The sequence below is a fragment of the Arcobacter sp. ISO1 genome (assembly GCF_058105185.1).
This window is the reverse complement of record NZ_CM176573.1, coordinates 2,868,558-2,885,553: the sequence shown is the minus strand read 5'-3', so window position 1 is coordinate 2,885,553 and position 16,996 is coordinate 2,868,558. Positions and strand designations below refer to the sequence as shown.

At 30.8% G+C, this 16,996-nt stretch carries 31 protein-coding genes; 26 read left to right on the top strand and 5 right to left on the bottom strand.

Annotated elements, in window-relative coordinates; genetic code table 11:
- Positions 1–2 precede the first annotated feature (2 nt).
- Complete coding sequence (locus AC2TY9_RS14355; RefSeq protein ID WP_489778204.1) at positions 3–494, top strand: HIT family protein; 492 nt, start codon at positions 3–5, stop codon at positions 492–494.
- Positions 495–526: 32 nt separating this feature from the next.
- Here AC2TY9_RS14355 and AC2TY9_RS14350 read toward each other — a convergent pair whose 3' ends face one another.
- Complete coding sequence (locus AC2TY9_RS14350) at positions 527–796, bottom strand: hypothetical protein (RefSeq protein ID WP_489778203.1); 270 nt, start codon at positions 794–796, stop codon at positions 527–529.
- A gap of 241 nt (positions 797–1,037) precedes the next feature.
- On the opposite strand from AC2TY9_RS14350, the gene AC2TY9_RS14345 reads away from it, so the two are divergent.
- The gene (locus AC2TY9_RS14345; RefSeq protein ID WP_489778202.1) at positions 1,038–2,282 is read left to right on the top strand and encodes an NAD(P)/FAD-dependent oxidoreductase; all 1,245 of its coding nucleotides are present in this window, start codon (positions 1,038–1,040) and stop codon (positions 2,280–2,282) included.
- Between the two features lie 10 nt (positions 2,283–2,292).
- On the opposite strand, the gene AC2TY9_RS14340 is transcribed toward AC2TY9_RS14345, so the two are convergent.
- Both AC2TY9_RS14340 and AC2TY9_RS14335 read right to left on the bottom strand, forming a co-directional pair.
- Positions 2,293–2,799: a hypothetical protein gene (locus AC2TY9_RS14340; protein ID WP_489778201.1), complete on the bottom strand. Its 507-nt coding sequence runs from the start codon at positions 2,797–2,799 to the stop codon at positions 2,293–2,295.
- A 65-nt stretch (positions 2,800–2,864) separates the two neighbouring features.
- Entirely contained in the window at positions 2,865–3,494 is a 630-nt protein-coding gene (locus AC2TY9_RS14335) for a TetR/AcrR family transcriptional regulator (RefSeq protein WP_489778200.1), read from the bottom strand.
- Between the two features lie 131 nt (positions 3,495–3,625).
- Here AC2TY9_RS14335 and AC2TY9_RS14330 point away from each other — a divergent pair, with 131 nt between their 5' ends.
- Both AC2TY9_RS14330 and AC2TY9_RS14325 read left to right on the top strand, forming a co-directional pair.
- On the top strand, positions 3,626–4,192 hold the full coding sequence (locus AC2TY9_RS14330; RefSeq protein ID WP_489778199.1) for a hypothetical protein: 567 nt from the start codon (positions 3,626–3,628) through the stop codon (positions 4,190–4,192).
- Positions 4,193–4,258: 66 nt separating this feature from the next.
- On the top strand, positions 4,259–4,609 hold the full coding sequence (locus tag AC2TY9_RS14325; protein WP_489778198.1) for a RidA family protein: 351 nt from the start codon (positions 4,259–4,261) through the stop codon (positions 4,607–4,609).
- A 20-nt stretch (positions 4,610–4,629) separates the two neighbouring features.
- On the opposite strand, the gene AC2TY9_RS14320 is transcribed toward AC2TY9_RS14325, so the two are convergent.
- Positions 4,630–5,901 carry an NAD(P)/FAD-dependent oxidoreductase gene (locus tag AC2TY9_RS14320; RefSeq protein ID WP_489778197.1) on the bottom strand — a complete coding sequence of 424 codons (1,272 nt, stop codon included), beginning with the start codon at positions 5,899–5,901 and terminating at the stop codon, positions 4,630–4,632.
- Positions 5,902–5,962: 61 nt separating this feature from the next.
- Positions 5,963–6,379 carry a hypothetical protein gene (locus AC2TY9_RS14315; protein ID WP_489778196.1) on the bottom strand — a complete coding sequence of 139 codons (417 nt, stop codon included), beginning with the start codon at positions 6,377–6,379 and terminating at the stop codon, positions 5,963–5,965.
- Between the two features lie 246 nt (positions 6,380–6,625).
- Between AC2TY9_RS14315 and rpsJ the strand changes: the two genes are divergently transcribed.
- From rpsJ to map, 22 genes are read left to right on the top strand one after another with little or no spacing between them, the layout of a single operon-like run.
- Positions 6,626–6,940, top strand: a complete 315-nt coding sequence (rpsJ, locus tag AC2TY9_RS14310; protein ID WP_044415638.1) for a 30S ribosomal protein S10 — start codon at positions 6,626–6,628, stop codon at positions 6,938–6,940.
- 16 nt (positions 6,941–6,956) lie between these two features.
- Positions 6,957–7,532 carry a 50S ribosomal protein L3 gene (rplC, locus tag AC2TY9_RS14305; protein WP_489778195.1) on the top strand — a complete coding sequence of 192 codons (576 nt, stop codon included), beginning with the start codon at positions 6,957–6,959 and terminating at the stop codon, positions 7,530–7,532.
- On the top strand, positions 7,529–8,119 hold the full coding sequence (rplD, locus tag AC2TY9_RS14300; RefSeq protein WP_489778194.1) for a 50S ribosomal protein L4: 591 nt from the start codon (positions 7,529–7,531) through the stop codon (positions 8,117–8,119). The genes rplC and rplD overlap by 4 nt, the downstream gene beginning before the upstream one ends.
- A gap of 1 nt (position 8,120) precedes the next feature.
- Complete coding sequence (locus AC2TY9_RS14295) at positions 8,121–8,402, top strand: 50S ribosomal protein L23 (RefSeq protein ID WP_138150949.1); 282 nt, start codon at positions 8,121–8,123, stop codon at positions 8,400–8,402.
- Positions 8,403–8,413: 11 nt separating this feature from the next.
- Positions 8,414–9,241: a 50S ribosomal protein L2 gene (gene rplB, locus AC2TY9_RS14290; protein WP_489778193.1), complete on the top strand. Its 828-nt coding sequence runs from the start codon at positions 8,414–8,416 to the stop codon at positions 9,239–9,241.
- Positions 9,242–9,250: 9 nt separating this feature from the next.
- Positions 9,251–9,526 (top strand): 30S ribosomal protein S19, encoded by a 276-nt coding sequence (rpsS, locus tag AC2TY9_RS14285; protein WP_489778192.1) that lies wholly within the window; start codon positions 9,251–9,253, stop codon positions 9,524–9,526.
- A gap of 2 nt (positions 9,527–9,528) precedes the next feature.
- Positions 9,529–9,861: a 50S ribosomal protein L22 gene (gene rplV / locus AC2TY9_RS14280; RefSeq protein ID WP_138150946.1), complete on the top strand. Its 333-nt coding sequence runs from the start codon at positions 9,529–9,531 to the stop codon at positions 9,859–9,861.
- Positions 9,861–10,562 (top strand): 30S ribosomal protein S3, encoded by a 702-nt coding sequence (gene rpsC / locus AC2TY9_RS14275; protein WP_489778191.1) that lies wholly within the window; start codon positions 9,861–9,863, stop codon positions 10,560–10,562. The genes rplV and rpsC overlap by 1 nt, the downstream gene beginning before the upstream one ends.
- Positions 10,563–10,564: 2 nt before the next feature.
- Entirely contained in the window at positions 10,565–10,990 is a 426-nt protein-coding gene (gene rplP / locus AC2TY9_RS14270; RefSeq protein WP_489778190.1) for a 50S ribosomal protein L16, read from the top strand.
- On the top strand, positions 10,977–11,168 hold the full coding sequence (gene rpmC / locus AC2TY9_RS14265) for a 50S ribosomal protein L29 (RefSeq protein ID WP_489780436.1): 192 nt from the start codon (positions 10,977–10,979) through the stop codon (positions 11,166–11,168). The genes rplP and rpmC overlap by 14 nt, the downstream gene beginning before the upstream one ends.
- Before the next feature lie 10 nt (positions 11,169–11,178).
- On the top strand, positions 11,179–11,430 hold the full coding sequence (rpsQ, locus tag AC2TY9_RS14260) for a 30S ribosomal protein S17 (protein ID WP_489778189.1): 252 nt from the start codon (positions 11,179–11,181) through the stop codon (positions 11,428–11,430).
- On the top strand, positions 11,430–11,798 hold the full coding sequence (gene rplN / locus AC2TY9_RS14255; protein WP_489778188.1) for a 50S ribosomal protein L14: 369 nt from the start codon (positions 11,430–11,432) through the stop codon (positions 11,796–11,798). Before rpsQ ends, rplN begins: the two co-directional genes overlap by 1 nt.
- The gene (rplX, locus tag AC2TY9_RS14250) at positions 11,798–12,028 is read left to right on the top strand and encodes a 50S ribosomal protein L24 (RefSeq protein WP_489778187.1); all 231 of its coding nucleotides are present in this window, start codon (positions 11,798–11,800) and stop codon (positions 12,026–12,028) included. The genes rplN and rplX overlap by 1 nt, the downstream gene beginning before the upstream one ends.
- A gap of 1 nt (position 12,029) precedes the next feature.
- On the top strand, positions 12,030–12,578 hold the full coding sequence (gene rplE, locus AC2TY9_RS14245) for a 50S ribosomal protein L5 (RefSeq protein WP_489778186.1): 549 nt from the start codon (positions 12,030–12,032) through the stop codon (positions 12,576–12,578).
- The gene (locus AC2TY9_RS14240) at positions 12,578–12,763 is read left to right on the top strand and encodes a type Z 30S ribosomal protein S14 (RefSeq protein WP_489778185.1); all 186 of its coding nucleotides are present in this window, start codon (positions 12,578–12,580) and stop codon (positions 12,761–12,763) included. The genes rplE and AC2TY9_RS14240 overlap by 1 nt, the downstream gene beginning before the upstream one ends.
- Before the next feature lie 13 nt (positions 12,764–12,776).
- Positions 12,777–13,175, top strand: a complete 399-nt coding sequence (gene rpsH / locus AC2TY9_RS14235; protein ID WP_489778184.1) for a 30S ribosomal protein S8 — start codon at positions 12,777–12,779, stop codon at positions 13,173–13,175.
- 9 nt (positions 13,176–13,184) lie between these two features.
- Positions 13,185–13,718 carry a 50S ribosomal protein L6 gene (gene rplF, locus AC2TY9_RS14230; RefSeq protein ID WP_489778183.1) on the top strand — a complete coding sequence of 178 codons (534 nt, stop codon included), beginning with the start codon at positions 13,185–13,187 and terminating at the stop codon, positions 13,716–13,718.
- A gap of 10 nt (positions 13,719–13,728) precedes the next feature.
- Positions 13,729–14,091, top strand: coding sequence for a 50S ribosomal protein L18 (gene rplR / locus AC2TY9_RS14225; RefSeq protein ID WP_489778182.1), 363 nt, complete (start codon positions 13,729–13,731; stop codon positions 14,089–14,091).
- 9 nt (positions 14,092–14,100) lie between these two features.
- A complete protein-coding gene (rpsE, locus tag AC2TY9_RS14220; protein WP_489778181.1) occupies positions 14,101–14,544 on the top strand; it encodes a 30S ribosomal protein S5 in 444 nt (147 codons plus the stop codon).
- Positions 14,545–14,549: 5 nt separating this feature from the next.
- Positions 14,550–14,948 (top strand): 50S ribosomal protein L15, encoded by a 399-nt coding sequence (rplO, locus tag AC2TY9_RS14215; protein ID WP_489778180.1) that lies wholly within the window; start codon positions 14,550–14,552, stop codon positions 14,946–14,948.
- 2 nt (positions 14,949–14,950) lie between these two features.
- Positions 14,951–16,213 carry a preprotein translocase subunit SecY gene (secY, locus tag AC2TY9_RS14210; protein ID WP_489778179.1) on the top strand — a complete coding sequence of 421 codons (1,263 nt, stop codon included), beginning with the start codon at positions 14,951–14,953 and terminating at the stop codon, positions 16,211–16,213.
- Between the two features lie 6 nt (positions 16,214–16,219).
- Positions 16,220–16,984: a type I methionyl aminopeptidase gene (map, locus tag AC2TY9_RS14205; RefSeq protein WP_489778178.1), complete on the top strand. Its 765-nt coding sequence runs from the start codon at positions 16,220–16,222 to the stop codon at positions 16,982–16,984.
- Positions 16,985–16,996: the final 12 nt, after the last annotated feature.

The window sequence follows — 16,996 nt, the reverse complement described above, 5'->3', positions numbered from 1 at the left end:
TAATGGATAGACTTTATGCCCCTTGGAGATTTGAATACGTAACAGAAGAAAAAATTGAAGGTTGTGTATTTTGTCATATACATGAAAATACAGATAAAGATGAAAAACTTGGGGTTTTATTTAGAGATAAAAACTGCTATGTTGTGATGAATAAATATCCATATTCTCCTGGTCATATGATGATAATACCTAATTTTCACACTGATAAAATTGAAGACCTAGACGAGCAAACATGGATTGATATGTCTATTAGAGTTAGACAAGCTACAAAGATGCTCAAAGAGGTTTTAAATGCTCAAGGTGTTAATATAGGAATGAATCTTAGTAAAGCTGCAGGGGCAGGAATTGCTGAACATGTTCATTATCATGTCTTGCCAAGATGGTTAGGTGATACAAACTTTATCTCATCTATTGGAAATGCAAGAGTATACCCCGTTGACTTTGATAAAATATTTTTGAATCTTAAAAAAGAGGCTTCTAAATATTTTATATAAATAAATTATATTTGAAATAGAATCAAAAAAAGCTACTCATGAGAATGACTTTCTTCAATCAATCCTTGAATCTTCTCATAAACTTCACTTGCTTGCTCATAATCAATCTTATCTTCTTTTATAGCATAAATAATATTTTGTAACTCCACAAGAAAAGACTCTATATCTCTTACTTCTTCCATAGTTTCATCTGTTTGTTCTTTTTTTTCAATAATTATATGTAAATCATCTAAATATGCTTCTACTTCTGGTATCATCATATTCTCTACAACTTCTAATAAATCTTTTTTAATTTGTGTCATAATTTTATATATCCTAATATTTTTTATATTATATCTTATCAATACCCTTATTTATATTTTTTTATAGCTTTAAAATATGAAAATATAATTTTTTAATTCAAGTAAAATATTAAGTTGTAAACTCTTTAATATATTTTATTTAAAATAAACATTAACTATATAAACTATATACAATTATTTTACAAATCTACAAAAAAATTTAGTATATTATTCTTTGGGAAAAGTATAAGAAGGATGATATATGAAAAGAGACATAATTATTATTGGTGGTGGTATTGTTGGATTAACATGCGCTTACTTTTTAAACAAAGCAGGAAGAGAAGTTACAATTATTGATGAAGGGAATATTACTAATTCTACATCATTTGGAAATGCTGGCTTACTTTCAGCTTTTGACAAATCTCCATTAAGTTATCCTGGCGTTGTTACAAATACTTTAAAACTGATGCTTAAAAATCAATCCCCTGCAATAGTCCATCCTACAACAGATTTAAATGTATATAAATGGCTATTAAAATTTGTATTAAATGCAAATGAAAAAAGAACAAATAAAACTATGATGTTGTTTGAAAAATATGGTGAAATCTCAAATAGACTTTATAAAAAAATGCAAAAAGATGACAATTTAGATTTTGATTTTCACCATGATGGAATGTTATCTATTTTTACAGAAGAAAAAACATACCAAGAAAAACTAAAAAAATACAATTATGTTGATGAAAAAAGATTTAAGATTTTGGATAAAGAAGAAATCAGTGAATATTTGCCAAGTGGTACAGAAAAGATTAAAGGTGGAATTTTATTTAAAAAAAATGCAAGATTTGATCCTAAAAGAGCAATGCTTGAATTAAAAAGACATTTAGAAGAATCAGGCGTAGAGTTTATACTAAATGAAAAAATTGACAATATAAGTTTTAAAGATAGTAAAGTAAGTTATATTCATTCTAAAAATGGCGAATTTTATGAAGCAGAACATTTTATTATGTCAACTGGATATCAAACACTTTTAGCAGATATTAGAAAAAAACCACTTATGATGACTCCGGCAAAAGGTTATAGTATAACTTTTAATATGCCAGAAGAGTTAATGCCAAAAGTATCAACCTTATTTAATGACTTATTTATAGTAATGACTCCAAGACGAGATAATGTAAGATTAACCTCTAAACTTGAAATAGGTAGTGAAGACCCAAAAGTTGTTAAAAAACAAATTGATAGTATTAAGAAAAACTTTTTTGAATATAACAAAGAGTTTGAAATGATTAATGAACAATTATGGACTGGGTTTAGACCCTTAACGCCAAATGATATTCCACTTATTGGAAGAGATGATGAGATTAAAAACTTAACATACGCAATGGGACTGGGTTGGCTTGGTATGACATTTTCTCCAGCTGTTGGTAAAATTATTACAGAATTGGTAGTTAAAGATAAGTCAAATGCCAAATCTGATGATATATTATTATTCTCGGGATTTTATCAGTAAAAGATTTAAATTAGTTTCTTAAATTTTGAGTATAAGCTTGAAGCTGTTCATTCACTTTTGGTGTTTGTGTCTCTTTATTCACAATATCCATTATAGAAGCATATGCTGATAATTCAACTTCACCCGTACCTTGGTTGTTTCCTTTTAAGGATTCAATTAAGCTTGAAGTTAAATCTGTAATATTTTGATTATTTTGTTCATCTACAGAAAAGTTTTGAGTTTTAACACCTAATTCTTCTAAGGTATTTGTAAAATCTTCATTAGAAATTCTACCTTCTTTTAAATCATTATAAGAAGAAACTATATCATCTTGCAACTCTTGAAATTCTATACTCTCTTGAGAAATAGGATTTATTGCGATAGCAGTTGCAGGCAATTCCAAACCACTTGTTCTATTTGTAGTTAGGGATTCCTCATTAGAAGGACTATTAACAACAGCAATATTTTCAGCAGAAACTTCAGATACATCAAATGGATCATAAGCTGAGTAGATTGGATCTACAGGTGCAATTTGCATAATAACCTCCATTTTTAATCAAATTATAACATATTTAGTCAAAAAAAGAAAATATTACAATAATATTATTCTATTACATTTAATAGATTTTTACCCTTTGTCGTAAGATAAGGTAAAATCATAAATTCAAAAAAAATCTCTTTTGCTTCTTTTATTGATTCTCTTGTAATATCACCTGTTGTTGAAGCAAATGCTTGCCAGTATGAAGTTATAAACCAATGAAGTTTTGCTCTTTTTTCTAAATTATCATTTATGGAAGAAACTAAAATATCCTCATTTATAAAAAACTCTAAATTATCTTGAATTTGTAGTATTCTTTTTTGTTGATTTTTTACAAATAGTTCTTTTAATCTGGGATTTAATGCCATGATAACCATAGAGTCTCTTAATAAAAAACGATATTCATAAAAAAGTTCTCCCATTTTGTCAAAGTTTACTTGTAGTTGTTTTAAAGGATTAGATGAAATTTTTATTAGTTCAAAACTTTTTTGTGAAGAGTAGATTTCTGATAAGTCCATATATAAAGACAAAATAATCTCTTCTTTGTTTTTAAAATGATAATAAAGATTACCAGGAGAAATACATGCTTCTTTTGCTATATGGTTTGTAGTTATACTTAAAGTGTCGTTCTCATTAAACAATTTTAATGCTACATTTTTTATTTTGTCAATTGTTGATATTTTTATTTTTTGCATACTTTATTTTAACATATTAGAGCTTTTACTTTAAAAATTAGAGTAATTACTCTAAAATTAAGTTTAACTAGTTTATACTGTCGTTATATGTTAATTTATTTACATTTTATTTTATATACAAAGGAGTTTTTATGTCAGAGCCAAAGCCAGGAGCAGGCTTACCTTTCTGTGAAAGAATTTTTGTAAAATATATTGGTGTAACATGTGCAAGAGTTTTTTTATCTTGGGATAACTCTTTGAAATTATTTCAAAAAGAATCACTAAAAATAAAAGAGCTAATAAAAGATATACCTCAAGAAAAAGTTCAACAAAGAGTAAAAATAGATAGAGTATTTGGTATTGAAGATCATAGTTGCAATTATTCTATAAATATGACATTGGAGCATTTATCAATTGTTATTACTGCGATGATTTTTCTAATTGATTCTTTATCAAAAGAGAATGTGATAGAAAAAGAGGTAAAAATAGAAGGGGTAAAACCAAGTCAAAATGGAAATGACGAAGATAAAAAGTTTTTTCAAAGTGTAGAAAAATATGTATCATTTATTCAAAAGCATCCTAAAAATATATCTAAAGCAACTAAATCTCATCCTTGGTTTGTAGAATTCAATAATAAAGATTGGGCAACATTTTGTTTTATACATACAGCAGTTCATAGAAGACAAATTGAAGCTATTATAAAAAAACTGAATTCTTAGACTTTTAAAATATTTTCTTTGTTTATGATGTTATACTTTCTTTTATAATTTAGATAAAGGATTAGAATGATTACTAGAAAAATTGTAAATGAGAAAATGAGTAGAATAGTTGAGCATAATGGTACAATTTATCTAGCAGGTATTGTTTCAGATGATAAAGAATTAGATATAAAAGTTCAAGCTAAAAGAGCTTTAGAAATTGTTGATGAAAGATTAAAACAAGCAGGAAGTAATAAATATAATATCCTAAGAACAGAAATATTTTTAAAAGATATTTATAGGGATTTTAATGAGTTCAATGATGTCTGGAAAGCTTGGATCCCCCAAGATGATAAACCAGCAAGATCTTGTGTTCAAGCAAATATGGCTAGTCATAATACTTTAGTAGAGTTAGTTATAACAGCAGCAAAGATTTAAATAAGAGGTTAATTTACCTCTTATTTTAAAATATCATTAGCAGCTCTGATTCCAGAAGCCCAAGCCGCTGTAATACCTCTAGAAGTTCCAGCTCCATCACCTATAATATAATATCCCTCTTTTACACAAAAGTTTTTATTTATAAATAGAGGTCTATTTGAGTAGGTTTTTATTTCAGGATAATAAAGTATTGTAGAAGGGTGTAATACCCCCGGAACAATAGAATCAAGCTTTTTTAGGGCACTCCAAATATCCCTTAATATTTTTGCAGGCATACTAAGAGATAAATCTCCTGCAACTGCATTTGATAAAGAGGGTTTAAAGTCATATAAATCATTGTTAAAACTCTCTTTTTTACTTCTTTGACCCAATCTAAAGTCACCAACTCTTTGCATAATAACAGAACCACCAGAAAGTTGCATAACCATTTCACCAAGTATTTTTCCAAACTGCTGACCACTTACAACAGGCTCTGTTAATCTAATTGTTTTCAACATTGCAAAATTTACAAGTTTATTAGGTTTTTTATCCCTTGACATAGAGTGTCCATTTACAGAGTAATAACCTTTGTATTTTTCTCTAACTATATGAGCACAACCAGAATTTGTACAGAAAGTTCTTACTTTATTTGGAAATAAAATCTTAGGGTCATAATACTCTTTTACAATTGGATAGTTTTCCTCTTTTAATTCAACTCTTATTCCAATGTCTACTATATTATCTTTGTACTCAACGCCAATTCTATCCATTTGTTTTTGCATCCAATCATAATCAGCTCTACCTGGGCCAAGTATGATATTATCAAAAGTAATAGTCTTTCCATTTGCAAGAGTTAACTCTTTTTTATTTTCATTTAATTGTTCAACTTGAGTTTCTAAAGCAACACTTACACCAAGCATTTTTAATTTATCAATTAAAGAGTTAATCAAAGCAGATGATTTATCAGTTCCAACATGGGCTTGGTCTATTGCTAAAATGTTAACATCAAGTTTTTTAGCCCTTTGGATATATTTTTCAATATCAAGTCTCGTTTCCATTTTAGGATTTAGATGTTGTTTTACCTCTTCAAGTAATTCATCCGCATCTTCTTTTTCCCAATGTTCAAAGGGGAACCCAACTGGATATGTGTAGTTTTGTTTACAATCATTTCGTAAACCACCAGAGCTTATTTTTTTCTTCTCTATTAAAAGAATAGATTGATTAGAGTTTTCAGCTAATTTAAAAGCAGCTCCAAGTCCAGATGGACCAGAACCTACAATTATTGAGTTATAGTGTGTCTTAAATTTTTCCATAAGACTATTATAACTAAAATTGGTTACTATAAAGAATTATTTTATATAAATATAATATCGACTAAAATACAAAAGATATGTCAATTATACTTACATGATAAATTTGAACCTTTACTCCAGAAGAATCTAAAATTGAGTATTTTATTGTTAATTCATTTGGATTAGCTATTTCACTATTTTCATTTACAAATTTAATATATTTGTCATTATCTATAATAGAATATATAAACTGAGCTTTTTTCTTAAACTCTTCATTATTAATATATAAATCAAAAACCTCTTTTTGTGTAACTTCATCATATTTATCTATAAAATTTGTTTTATATAAGTTTTCTACTAAATCACTATTTTCAAATTCACTACTATTATATAGATGGTAGTCTTTGGCTAATATTTCTTTTAGTCCTTTAGATATTTCAAAGTAGTTATATTTTTTATAACCATTGTCATCTTCTATTAAATGTGTTTTTTGAATCACACTATCTCCTTTTAAAAATATAACTTTATATAAATTGTCATAAAAAAAGGGTTAAACTTTCAAATTGCTTAAAAGATATCATAAGTAATACTAGTTATCCTTTTAAAAAGGAAAAAAATATTAGAAAATATTCATAGAAATACCATAACTCTTGACATTTAATATAGATTTAATTATAATACGCGCCCACTAAAAGTGGTTAGAGTGCTTTTTTGGCACGTCTAACGAGTTCTTTAAAGGAAAAACATGGAAAAAATTAGATTAAAGCTTAAAGCTTATGATCACAGAGTTTTAGACAGAAGTGTTGCTTCAATCGTTGAAGCTGTTAAAAGAACTGGTGCTGAGTTGAGAGGTCCTATTCCTCTTCCAACAAAGATCAGAAAATATACAGTTCTTAAAGGTCCTCACGTAAACAAAGACGCTAGAGAACAATTTGAAATTAGAGTTCACACTAGAATGATTGATATCATTGCTGCAACTCCAGATACAGTTGACTCTCTTATGAAGCTAGACTTAGCTCCAGAAGTTGATGTTGAAGTTAGATCAATGGGTCAAGAATAAGAAGAAAGGGTAATAAATGGAATTTATCGTAGAAAAAATCGGTATGAGTAGAACTGTTTCAGTTCCTGCAACACCAGTTACACTTTTAAAAGTTCTTGATACTAAAGTATGTGACGTTAATGAGGGTGTAGCACTTGTTTCGTATGCTGCAGGGAAGAAATTCAATAAAGCAATCGAAGGTCAACAAAAAAAATTCGGATTAAGCAAAGAGTTTAATAGATTTGCAACAATAACTGTAGCAAATGCAGAAGCTGGTGATTTAGATGTATCTGGATTATCTGAAGCAAAAGTTTTAAAAACAACTTTTAAAACTAAAGGTAGAGGTTTCTCTGGTTCTGTTAAAAGATGGAATTTTGCTGGTGGTAGAGCATCACACGGACACAGAATGGGTAGAAGAACTGGTTCTATTGGTAACTGTGAATGGCCAGGTAGAGTTATGCCAGGTAAAAAAATGCCAGGACAATACGGAAATACAAATGTAACTGTTAAAAATGAAGTTGTTTCATTTGATGCAGAAACAGGTATATTAGTTGTAAAAGGTTCAGTTTCTGGATCAAATGGTAGATTAGGAAAAGTAAGGATTGCTAAATGAGTAATGCAGTAGCAGTAAACACAAATGAGTTACCAGAATCTTTTAAAGAGATTAACTCACACAATTTATATCTTTATGTTAAATCTTACTTAGCTGCTCAAAGAGCAAATACTGCTAGAGTAAAAAACAGAACAGAAGTAAGCGGTGGTGGTAAAAAACCTAAAGCTCAAAAAGGTTCTGGTGGAGCAAGATGGGGTTCTAAAAGATCACCACTATTCGTTGGTGGGGGTCAAGTATTTGGACCTACAAAAAGAAACTACAACCAAAAGATCAACAAAAAGCAAAAAGCTTTAGCATTAAAATATGCTATTAACGCTCAAGCTAACAATGGTTCTTTATTTGTTGCTGATTCAATCAACATTGAATCTGGTAAAACTAAAGATGCGGTTTCAATCATTAGTGCATTAGATGCAAGAGATACATTAGTAATTGTGAATACAATTGATGAAAAAACATATTTAGCGTTCAGAAACGTTAAAAACTGTTACATGATTGAAAAACAAGAAGTAAATGCTTATGTAGTTGCAGCATACCATTCAGTACTTGTTGAAAAAGAAGTACTTGAATCATTAACAAAAGAGGCATAAGATGGCAGATATTACAGATATTAAAGCGATATTATATACAGAAAAGACAATCGAGCTTCAAGAAAACGGTGTAATCGTTGTTCAAACTAGTCCTAGAATGACTAAAAACGGTTTAAAAGAAGTATTTAAAGAGTATTTTGGTGTTACTCCATTAAAAATTAACTCTTTAAGACAAGATGGTAAAGTTAAAAGATTTAGAGGAAGACCTGGAAAAAGACCAGACTTCAAAAAATTCTATGTTACATTACCAGAAGACGCAGAAATTGCGAACTTATCAGCGTAAGGAGATTATAGATGGCAATTAAAAAATTTAGACCAATAACTCCTGCAAGAAGATTCATGTCTGTTATGGATACTTCTGATATTACTTCTAAACCAACAGTTAGATCTTTATTAAAAAGAATTAGCGCAAAAGCTGGTAGAAATAATAACGGTAGAATTACTTCAAGACACAAAGAAGCAGGTGCTAAAAAATTATATAGAATTATTGACTTCAAAAGAAATAAATTTGGTGTTGAAGGAACAGTTACAACTGTTGAGTACGATCCATATAGAAACTGTAGAATTTGTTTAATTAACTATTTAGATGGTGATAAAAGATATATTTTACAACCATCAGGATTAAAAGTTGGAGATAAAGTTCAAGCTGCTGAATCTGGGTTAGATATTATTCCAGGTAATGCTATGACTTTAAAAGCAATCCCAGTTGGTACAATGGTTCATAATGTTGAGCTTAAACCTGGAAAAGGTGGACAATTAGTAAGATCTGCTGGTGCATATGCACAAATCATGGGTAGAGAAGACAAATATGTTATTTTAAGATTACCATCTGGTGAGATGAGAAAAATCTTAGGTGTTTGTATTGCAACTATTGGTGTTGTTGGAAATGAAGATTTCTCAAACATGGTAATTGGTAAAGCTGGTAGAACTAGACACCTTGGTATTAGACCACAAACTAGAGGTTCTGCAATGAACCCTATTGATCACCCTCATGGTGGTGGTGAAGGTAAGACTAACTCAGGAAGACATCCAGTTTCTCCATGGGGTATGCCAACTAAAGGTTATAAAACTAGAAAGAAAAAAGCTAGTGATAAATTAATCATCTCAAGAAGAAAGAAGTAAGGGTTTAAGATGGCAAGATCAATAAAAAAAGGTCCATTTGTAGACGCACACTTAATGAAAAAAGTTATCAAAGCTACTGAAGCTAATGATAAAAAACCAATAAAAACATGGTCAAGAAGATCTATGGTTTTACCTGACATGATTGGTTTAACGTTTAATGTGCACAACGGAAGAAATTTCGTTCCAGTAAATATTACTGAGAACCATGTTGGATATAAATTGGGTGAATTCGCACCAACTAGAACATTTAAGGGTCATAAAGGCTCTGTACAGAAGAAGGCGTAATAATGGGTAAAGCTATATTAAGATTTATTAGAGTTTCTCCAACAAAAGCAAGATTAATTGCAAGAGAAGTTCAAGGTATGAATGCTGAGTATGCTATCGCATCTTTAGAATTCACTCCTAACAAAGCTGCTGGTATTATTTCAAAAGTTATCGCTTCAGCTGTAGCAAATGCTGGTTTAGAACCAGAAGAAGCTGTAATTACATCTGCTAGAGTAGATAAAGGTCCAGTTTTAAAAAGATTCACTCCAAGAGCAAGAGGTAGTGCATCACCAAAACATAAACCAACTGCACACATTATGATTGAAGTAGCGGCTGCTGAAAAAGGAGATAAGTAATGGGTCAAAAAGTTAATCCAATAGGTTTAAGATTAGGTATCAACAGAAACTGGGAATCAAGATGGTTTCCTAAATTCTCTAATATGCCTGCAAACGTTGCTGAAGATGACAAAATCAGAAAGTATGTTAAAAAAGAATTATACTATGCTGGAATTGCTCAAACAATCGTAGAAAGAACTGCTAAAAAAGTTAGAGTTACTATTGTAGCTGCTAGACCTGGTATTATCATTGGTAAAAAAGGTGCAGACGTTGAAAAACTAAAAAACAATCTTTCTAATTTAGTTGGAAAAGAAATTGCAGTTAATATTAAAGAAGAGAGAAAGCCACAACTTTCTGGTCAATTAGCTGCTGAAAACGTTGCTCAACAATTAGAAAGAAGAGTTGCATTTAGAAGAGCTATGAAAAGAGTTATGCAAAATGCAATCAAATCTGGTGCAAAAGGTATCAAAGTTTCTGTTTCTGGTAGACTTGGTGGAGCTGAAATGGCTAGAACTGAGTGGTACTTAGAAGGAAGAGTTCCTTTACATACATTAAGAGCTAGAATTGATTATGGTTTCGCTGAAGCACATACAACTTATGGTTGTATTGGTATTAAAGTATGGATTTTCAAAGGTGAGGTACTTGCAAAAGGTATCCCAGCTGAAAAAGACACTACTTCTAAACCACAAAAAAGAAGACCAAGTAAAAGAAGAGGTAAATAATTATGTTAATGCCTAAAAGAACAAAATACAGAAAGCAAATGAAGGGTAGAAATAGAGGTAAATCTCAAAGAGCCAATACTTTAGCTTATGGTGAGTTTGGAATCAAAGCAGTTGAACATGGTAGAATCGATTCAAGACAAATTGAAGCTGCCAGAATTGCAATGACAAGAGCTATCAAAAGAGCTGGTAAAGTTTGGATTATGGTATTCCCTCATAAACCTTTAACTAAAAGACCACTAGAAGTGAGAATGGGTAAAGGTAAAGGTCCAATCGATAAGTGGGTAATGAATATCAAGCCAGGAAGAATTTGTTTCGAGATGGCTGGTGTTTCTGAAGAATTAGCTAAAGAAGCATTAACTTTAGCTCAACATAAATTACCATTCAAAACAAAAATTGTAAGTAGAGAAAGTGAAAATGATTTATTCTGATTTAAATGAAAAAAGCTTACAAGAGCTAAATGAGTTATTAAAAGAGAAAAAGGTGCTTCTTTTTGAATTAAAAGCTAAGCTAAAAACTATGCAGTTAACAAATACTACTGAATTAAGAGCGGCAAAAAAAGATATCGCTAGAATTCAAACAGCAATTACTGCAGCTAAAGCTAAGTAAGGATCTAAGTATGACACACAAAAGAGAGATTCAAGGTGTTGTAGTAAAAAAATCTGGTGATAAAACTGCTTCAGTATTAGTTACTAGATATGTTTTACACCCAAAATACCACAAGACTGTTAAGAGATTTAAAAAATACTTAGTTCATGATGAGAGAAATGAGTTAAATGAAGGTGACACTGTAATTGCAGTTGAATGTAGACCTTTATCAAAAACAAAATCTTTTAGATTGAAGAAAATTGTTGCTACAGGAGTTAAATAATGATTCAAAGTTTTACTAGATTAAATGTAGCTGATAACACTGGTGCTAAAGAAATCATGTGTATTAAAGTTCTTGGTGGAAGTCATAGAAGATATGCTTCTGTTGGTGATGTAATTGTAGCTTCAGTTAAAAAAGCTTTACCAACTGGTAAAGTTAAAAAAGGTGCTGTTGTTAAAGCTGTTGTTGTAAGAACTCATAAAGAAGTTCAAAGAGAAAACGGATCTTTAATTAGATTTGATGACAACGCTGCAGTTATCCTTGATGGTAAAAAAGAACCAATTGGAACAAGAATCTTTGGACCTGTTGCTAGAGAAGTTAGATACGCAGGATTCATGAAAATTGTTTCACTTGCTCCGGAGGTACTATAATGGCTTTAAAAATTAAAAAAGGTGATACTGTAAAAATCATCGCTGGTGATGATAAAGGTAAAACTGGAGAAGTTTTAGCTGTAAACCCATCAAAAAAACAAGTAATTGTTAAAGATTGTAAAGTTGCTAAGAAAACTGTTAAGCCATCTGAAGAAAATAAAGATGGTGGATTTGTAAACAAAGAGATGCCAATTGATATCTCAAATGTAGCAAAAGTAGAAGGTGAATAGTATGGCAGCAAGATTATTAGAAAGATATAATACAGAAATTAAATCAGTTTTAGAAACTGAATTTCCTAAAAATAAAATGTTAACTGCTAAATTAGACAAAGTTGTTATCTCTGTTGGTGCAGGTGAAGCAATGAAAGATTCTAAATTAATGCAAAACATTCAAGATACAATCTCTTTAATTGCTGGTCAACAAGCAGTTAAAGTAATTGCTAAAAAATCAGTTGCTGGTTTTAAAGTAAGAGAAGGTTACCCTGTAGGTGTTAAAGTAACTCTTAGAGGTGAACAAATGTATACATTCTTAGATAAATTATGTTCAATCGCTTTACCAAGAGTAAAAGACTTTAGAGGTTTAAACAGAAATGGTTTTGATGGTCAAGGTAATTTTAACTTTGGTCTTGATGAACAATTAATGTTCCCAGAAGTAGTTTATGATAATATCATCAAAACTCATGGTATGAATATTTCAATTTCAACTAGTGCTAACAATGATCAAGAAGCATATAGATTATTAGAGCTTGTTGGAGTTCCATTTACTAAAGGAAGAGCGTAATGGCAAAGAAATCTATGATTGCTAAAGCAAAGAGAACTCCTAAGTTTTCTTCAAGAGCATATACAAGATGTTCAGTATGTGGTAGACCACATTCAGTATACAGAGACTTTGGTCTTTGTAGAGTTTGTTTAAGAAAAATGGCTAACGAGGGATTACTTCCTGGCGTTAAGAAATCTAGTTGGTAGGAGAATAAAAGCTATGATGAATGATATTATCGCAGATGCTTTAACCAGAATTAGAAATGCTGCAATGAGAAAATTAGAAGTTGCAACATTATTACATTCTAATACAGTTGTTGGTATCTTAGAAGTTTTACAACAAAAAGAGTATATTGAATCTTTCAAAGTAATTGATGGTGAAAATAATAAAAAGACTGTTCAAGTAACATTAAAATATGATGATAACGACAACTCAGTTATTAACGAAATAAAAAGAGTTTCAACACCAGGTAGAAGAGTTTACAAAGGTGCTGATGAGATTAAAAGTTTTAAAAACGGATATGGTACAATCATTGTTTCTACAAACAAAGGTGTAATTGCAAATGATGAAGCGCACGCTGCTAAAGTTGGTGGTGAATTGCTTTGTACTGTATGGTAGGAGAATGTAATGTCTAGAATTGGAAAAAAACCTATCGCTATCCCATCAGGAGTTGAAGTAACTGTTGATGGTACAGTAGTAAATGTAAAAAAAGGAAACAAAACTATTCCTGTTGAAACACACGGAAGAGTTGATGCTAAAATTGAAGACAATGAAGTTGTTTTAGATAGAGTTGGAGAAACTAAAGAATCTTCTGCTTTCTGGGGAACTTATAGAGCATTAATTAATAATGCTGTAACTGGTTTATCTCAAGGTTTCCAAAAATCTCTTGAAATCAACGGTGTTGGTTATAGAGCTGCTGTAAAAGGAAAAGTATTAGAGCTACAACTAGGTTATTCTCACCCAATTAACTATGAAATCGCTGATGGATTAGAAATTACTGTTGAGAAAAACATTATTCACGTAAAAGGTGCTGACAAACAACAAGTTGGTCAAGCTGCTGCGATTATTAGAGGTTATAGAGCTCCTGAACCATACAAAGGTAAAGGTGTTAAATATACTGATGAGCATATCGTTAGAAAAGCTGGTAAAACTGCTAAGTAAGGTGTGAAGTATGAGTAGAGCAAAAGATTTATTAAAAAAGAACTCTTTAAGAGCAATCAGAAAAAAAAGAGTTAGAGGAAGTATCGGAAAAGGTACTGCTGAAACACCTAGAGTAACAATTTTTAGATCAAATAAATACTTAAGTGCACAAGCAATTAACGATATTGATGGTGTTACATTAGCAGCTTCTGGTTCTAAAGCTTTAGGGCTTGGTGCTAATAAAGAAGGTGCCGCAAAAGTTGCAGTAGAGTTTGCAGAAAAATTGAAAGCTGCTGGAATTGAAGTAGTTAAATTTGATAGAAATGGGTACCTTTATCATGGTGTAGTTGCAGCATTTGCTGAAGCACTAAGAGAAAATGGTATCAAATTATAAGGGTTAATGATGGCAGCAGTAAATAGAGAAGATTTTCAAGAAGCAATCGTTAAAATCGGAAGAGTAACAAAAGTTGTAAAAGGTGGTAGAAGATTTAGATTTACAGCTTTAGTTGTTGTTGGAGATAAAAACGGTACAGTAGGATTTGGAACAGGAAAAGCAAAAGAAGTTCCTGATGCAATTAAAAAAGCTTTAGATGATGCATTCAAGTCTTTAGTTAAAGTTAATATTCATGGTACAACTATCGCACACGATATTGAGCATAAATATAACTCTTCTAAGATTTTATTAAAACCAGCATCAGAAGGTACAGGACTTATCGCAGGTGGTGCGGCAAGACCAGTTCTTGAACTTTCTGGATGTAAAGATATTATTGCAAAATCTTTAGGTTCAAACAATCCAAATAACCTTGTACAAGCTACAGTTGAAGCATTAGCAAGAATTAAAGGATAATGAAGATGGCATTAGATAATTTACAACCAGCAACTGGTAGTACTAAAAACGTAAAAAGAGTAGGTAGAGGTCAAGGTTCAGGAATGGGTAAGACTTCTACTAGAGGTCATAAAGGTCAAAAAGCTAGATCTGGATTCAAAATCAAAAGACATTTTGAAGGTGGTCAAATGCCTCTTCAAAAAAGAGTTCCTAAAATAGGATTCTTTTCAAGAGTATCTAAGCCTTATACAATTAATGTTGAAAAAGTAAAACAAGTGGCAGCACTTGAAGAGATTACAGTTGAAACTATTAAATCAGTATACAAACTTTCTAAGTCGGTTACAAAAGTGAAATTAATTGGTGCAGCTGCGAAAGACTTAGCATCTAAAATTAAAGACGAAAACGTAACTACTACTGGAAATTAGTTATGAGTAAAGATCTAATAAATAAGATTCTTATTACATTAGGTTTTATTTTACTTTACAGGTTACTGGCATACGTGCCAGTTCCTGGAGTTAATATAGACGTAGTTAAAGAATTCTTCGATTCAAATGCAAATAATGCATTGGGTCTTGTTAATATGTTTAGTGGTAATGCAGTTGAAAGACTGTCTATTATCTCTTTAGGTATTATGCCTTACATTACAGCTTCAATTATTATGGAGCTATTAGCCGCAACTTTCCCCGCACTTGGTAAAATGAAAAAAGAGAGAGATGGTATGCAAAAATATATGCAAATCATTAGATATACAACTATTGTAATTACATTAATTCAATCTGTTGGTGTATCAATGGGTCTTAATTCATTAACTGGGCAAAGTGGACAAAGTGCAATTTCAATTGATATGGATACATTTGTAGCTGTATCATCAATTTCTATGTTAACTGGTACAATGCTTCTTATGTGGATTGGTGAACAAATCACTCAAAAAGGTATTGGTAATGGTATTTCATTAATTATCTTCGCTGGTATTGTTTCTGCAATTCCTGGAGCAATTGGTGGAACTGTTGATTTAGTTAACAATGGTCAAATGAATTTCTTAACAGTAATTGCTATTTTAGTAATTGTTTTAGCTACTGTTGGTGCAATTATTTATGTAGAATTAGGTGAAAGAAGAGTACCTGTTTCTTACTCTAGAAAAGTTATGATGCAAAATCAGAAAAAAAGAGTAATGAATTATATTCCAATTAAAGTGAATTTATCAGGTGTTATTCCAGCTATTTTTGCAAGTGCTATTTTAATGTTCCCTGCAACTATATTGCAAGGTACACAAAATGAGTATTTATTAATTTTAGCAGATTTCTTAAGTCCACAATCATATACATTTAATGTACTTATGTTTTTATTTGTAGTTTTCTTCGCATTCTTCTATGCATCAATTACATTTAATGCAAAAGACATTTCTGAAAACTTAAAAAAACAAGGTGGTTTTATTCCAGGTGTTAGACCTGGAGCATCTACTGCAGATTTTTTAAATGAAGTAGCTAGTAGATTGACTCTTTGGGGTGCAGTTTATTTAGGACTTATTTCAACTTTACCATGGTTAATTGTAAAAGCTATGGGTGTTCCTTTCTATTTCGGAGGGGTTGCTGTACTTATTGTTGTTCAAGTTGCAATTGATACTATGAGAAAAATTGAAGCTCAACAATATATGAATAAGTACGAAACATTAAGTGCAGTTGGACTGTAATTAATTATGGCTATTCCTTTAAGAAAACCAAATGAAATATCTAAGTTAGCAACGGCGTCTCAAGCCGTTGCTAAAACACTAAAATACCTAGAAGAAAATGTTAAAGCAGGAATGACTTTAAAAGAGGTTGATACTATGGGTGAAGCATATTTGCGAAACCTTGGTGCAAGACCATCTTTCAAAGGACTTTATGGTTTCCCTGGTGCAGTATGTACTTCATTAAATGAAGTTATTATTCATGGAATCCCTGATGATACAGTTTTAAAAGAGGGTGATATTTTAGGATTAGATGTAGGTAGTGAAATAGACGGATGGTATGGTGATGCAGCAATTACTATGCCTATAGGACAAATATCTAAAGAAGATGAAGCTTTAATCGCTTGTTCAAAAGATGCTTTATATCATGCAATTGATGTGATTAAAGAGGGGATGAGATTTAAAGAATTATCTTTAGAAATTGAAAAATTTATCGTTAGCAAAGGTTATCAACCACTAACAAGATTTTGTGGACATGGAATTGGTAAAAAACCTCACGGTGAACCTGAAATACCTAATTATTTAGAATCAGGAAATGCAAAATCAGGCCCAAAAATCAAAAATGGTATGGTTTTTTGTTTAGAACCTATGATTTGTCAAAAGCTTAGAGAACCAGTTATTCTAGAAAATGACTGGGATGTAGTAAGTGAAGATAGATTAAGAGGTAGTCATTATGAGCATACAGTTGCTGTAGTAGACGGAAAAGCAGTAATTTTAAGTCAAGTAGATGAGTAAACTTAGGAGACA

Bases quoted from the DNA above. Each gene is read 5' to 3' on its own strand.
- rplF (WP_489778183.1), top strand. From the start codon at position 13,185: ATGTCTAGAATTGGAAAAAAACCTATCGCTATCCCATCAGGAGTTGAA.
- rpsE (WP_489778181.1), top strand. From the start codon at position 14,101: ATGGCAGCAGTAAATAGAGAAGATTTTCAAGAAGCAATCGTTAAAATC.
- secY (WP_489778179.1), top strand. From the start codon at position 14,951: ATGAGTAAAGATCTAATAAATAAGATTCTTATTACATTAGGTTTTATT.
- AC2TY9_RS14340 (WP_489778201.1), bottom strand. From the start codon at position 2,799: ATGCAAATTGCACCTGTAGATCCAATCTACTCAGCTTATGATCCATTT.
- map (WP_489778178.1), top strand. From the start codon at position 16,220: ATGGCTATTCCTTTAAGAAAACCAAATGAAATATCTAAGTTAGCAACG.
- rpmC (WP_489780436.1), top strand. From the start codon at position 10,977: ATGATTTATTCTGATTTAAATGAAAAAAGCTTACAAGAGCTAAATGAG.
- rplP (WP_489778190.1), top strand. From the start codon at position 10,565: ATGTTAATGCCTAAAAGAACAAAATACAGAAAGCAAATGAAGGGTAGA.
- AC2TY9_RS14345 (WP_489778202.1), top strand. From the start codon at position 1,038: ATGAAAAGAGACATAATTATTATTGGTGGTGGTATTGTTGGATTAACA.
- AC2TY9_RS14325 (WP_489778198.1), top strand. From the start codon at position 4,259: ATGATTACTAGAAAAATTGTAAATGAGAAAATGAGTAGAATAGTTGAG.
- rpsQ (WP_489778189.1), top strand. From the start codon at position 11,179: ATGACACACAAAAGAGAGATTCAAGGTGTTGTAGTAAAAAAATCTGGT.
- rplC (WP_489778195.1), top strand. From the start codon at position 6,957: ATGGAATTTATCGTAGAAAAAATCGGTATGAGTAGAACTGTTTCAGTT.
- rpsJ (WP_044415638.1), top strand. From the start codon at position 6,626: ATGGAAAAAATTAGATTAAAGCTTAAAGCTTATGATCACAGAGTTTTA.
- rplV (WP_138150946.1), top strand. From the start codon at position 9,529: ATGGGTAAAGCTATATTAAGATTTATTAGAGTTTCTCCAACAAAAGCA.
- rplX (WP_489778187.1), top strand. From the start codon at position 11,798: ATGGCTTTAAAAATTAAAAAAGGTGATACTGTAAAAATCATCGCTGGT.
- AC2TY9_RS14330 (WP_489778199.1), top strand. From the start codon at position 3,626: ATGTCAGAGCCAAAGCCAGGAGCAGGCTTACCTTTCTGTGAAAGAATT.
- AC2TY9_RS14355 (WP_489778204.1), top strand. From the start codon at position 3: ATGGATAGACTTTATGCCCCTTGGAGATTTGAATACGTAACAGAAGAA.
- rplR (WP_489778182.1), top strand. From the start codon at position 13,729: ATGAGTAGAGCAAAAGATTTATTAAAAAAGAACTCTTTAAGAGCAATC.
- rpsS (WP_489778192.1), top strand. From the start codon at position 9,251: ATGGCAAGATCAATAAAAAAAGGTCCATTTGTAGACGCACACTTAATG.
- rplO (WP_489778180.1), top strand. From the start codon at position 14,550: ATGGCATTAGATAATTTACAACCAGCAACTGGTAGTACTAAAAACGTA.
- rplB (WP_489778193.1), top strand. From the start codon at position 8,414: ATGGCAATTAAAAAATTTAGACCAATAACTCCTGCAAGAAGATTCATG.
- rplE (WP_489778186.1), top strand. From the start codon at position 12,030: ATGGCAGCAAGATTATTAGAAAGATATAATACAGAAATTAAATCAGTT.
- AC2TY9_RS14350 (WP_489778203.1), bottom strand. From the start codon at position 796: ATGACACAAATTAAAAAAGATTTATTAGAAGTTGTAGAGAATATGATG.
- rplD (WP_489778194.1), top strand. From the start codon at position 7,529: ATGAGTAATGCAGTAGCAGTAAACACAAATGAGTTACCAGAATCTTTT.
- rpsC (WP_489778191.1), top strand. From the start codon at position 9,861: ATGGGTCAAAAAGTTAATCCAATAGGTTTAAGATTAGGTATCAACAGA.
- rplN (WP_489778188.1), top strand. From the start codon at position 11,430: ATGATTCAAAGTTTTACTAGATTAAATGTAGCTGATAACACTGGTGCT.
- rpsH (WP_489778184.1), top strand. From the start codon at position 12,777: ATGATGAATGATATTATCGCAGATGCTTTAACCAGAATTAGAAATGCT.
- AC2TY9_RS14320 (WP_489778197.1), bottom strand. From the start codon at position 5,901: ATGGAAAAATTTAAGACACACTATAACTCAATAATTGTAGGTTCTGGT.
- AC2TY9_RS14240 (WP_489778185.1), top strand. From the start codon at position 12,578: ATGGCAAAGAAATCTATGATTGCTAAAGCAAAGAGAACTCCTAAGTTT.
- AC2TY9_RS14335 (WP_489778200.1), bottom strand. From the start codon at position 3,494: ATGCAAAAAATAAAAATATCAACAATTGACAAAATAAAAAATGTAGCA.
- AC2TY9_RS14295 (WP_138150949.1), top strand. From the start codon at position 8,121: ATGGCAGATATTACAGATATTAAAGCGATATTATATACAGAAAAGACA.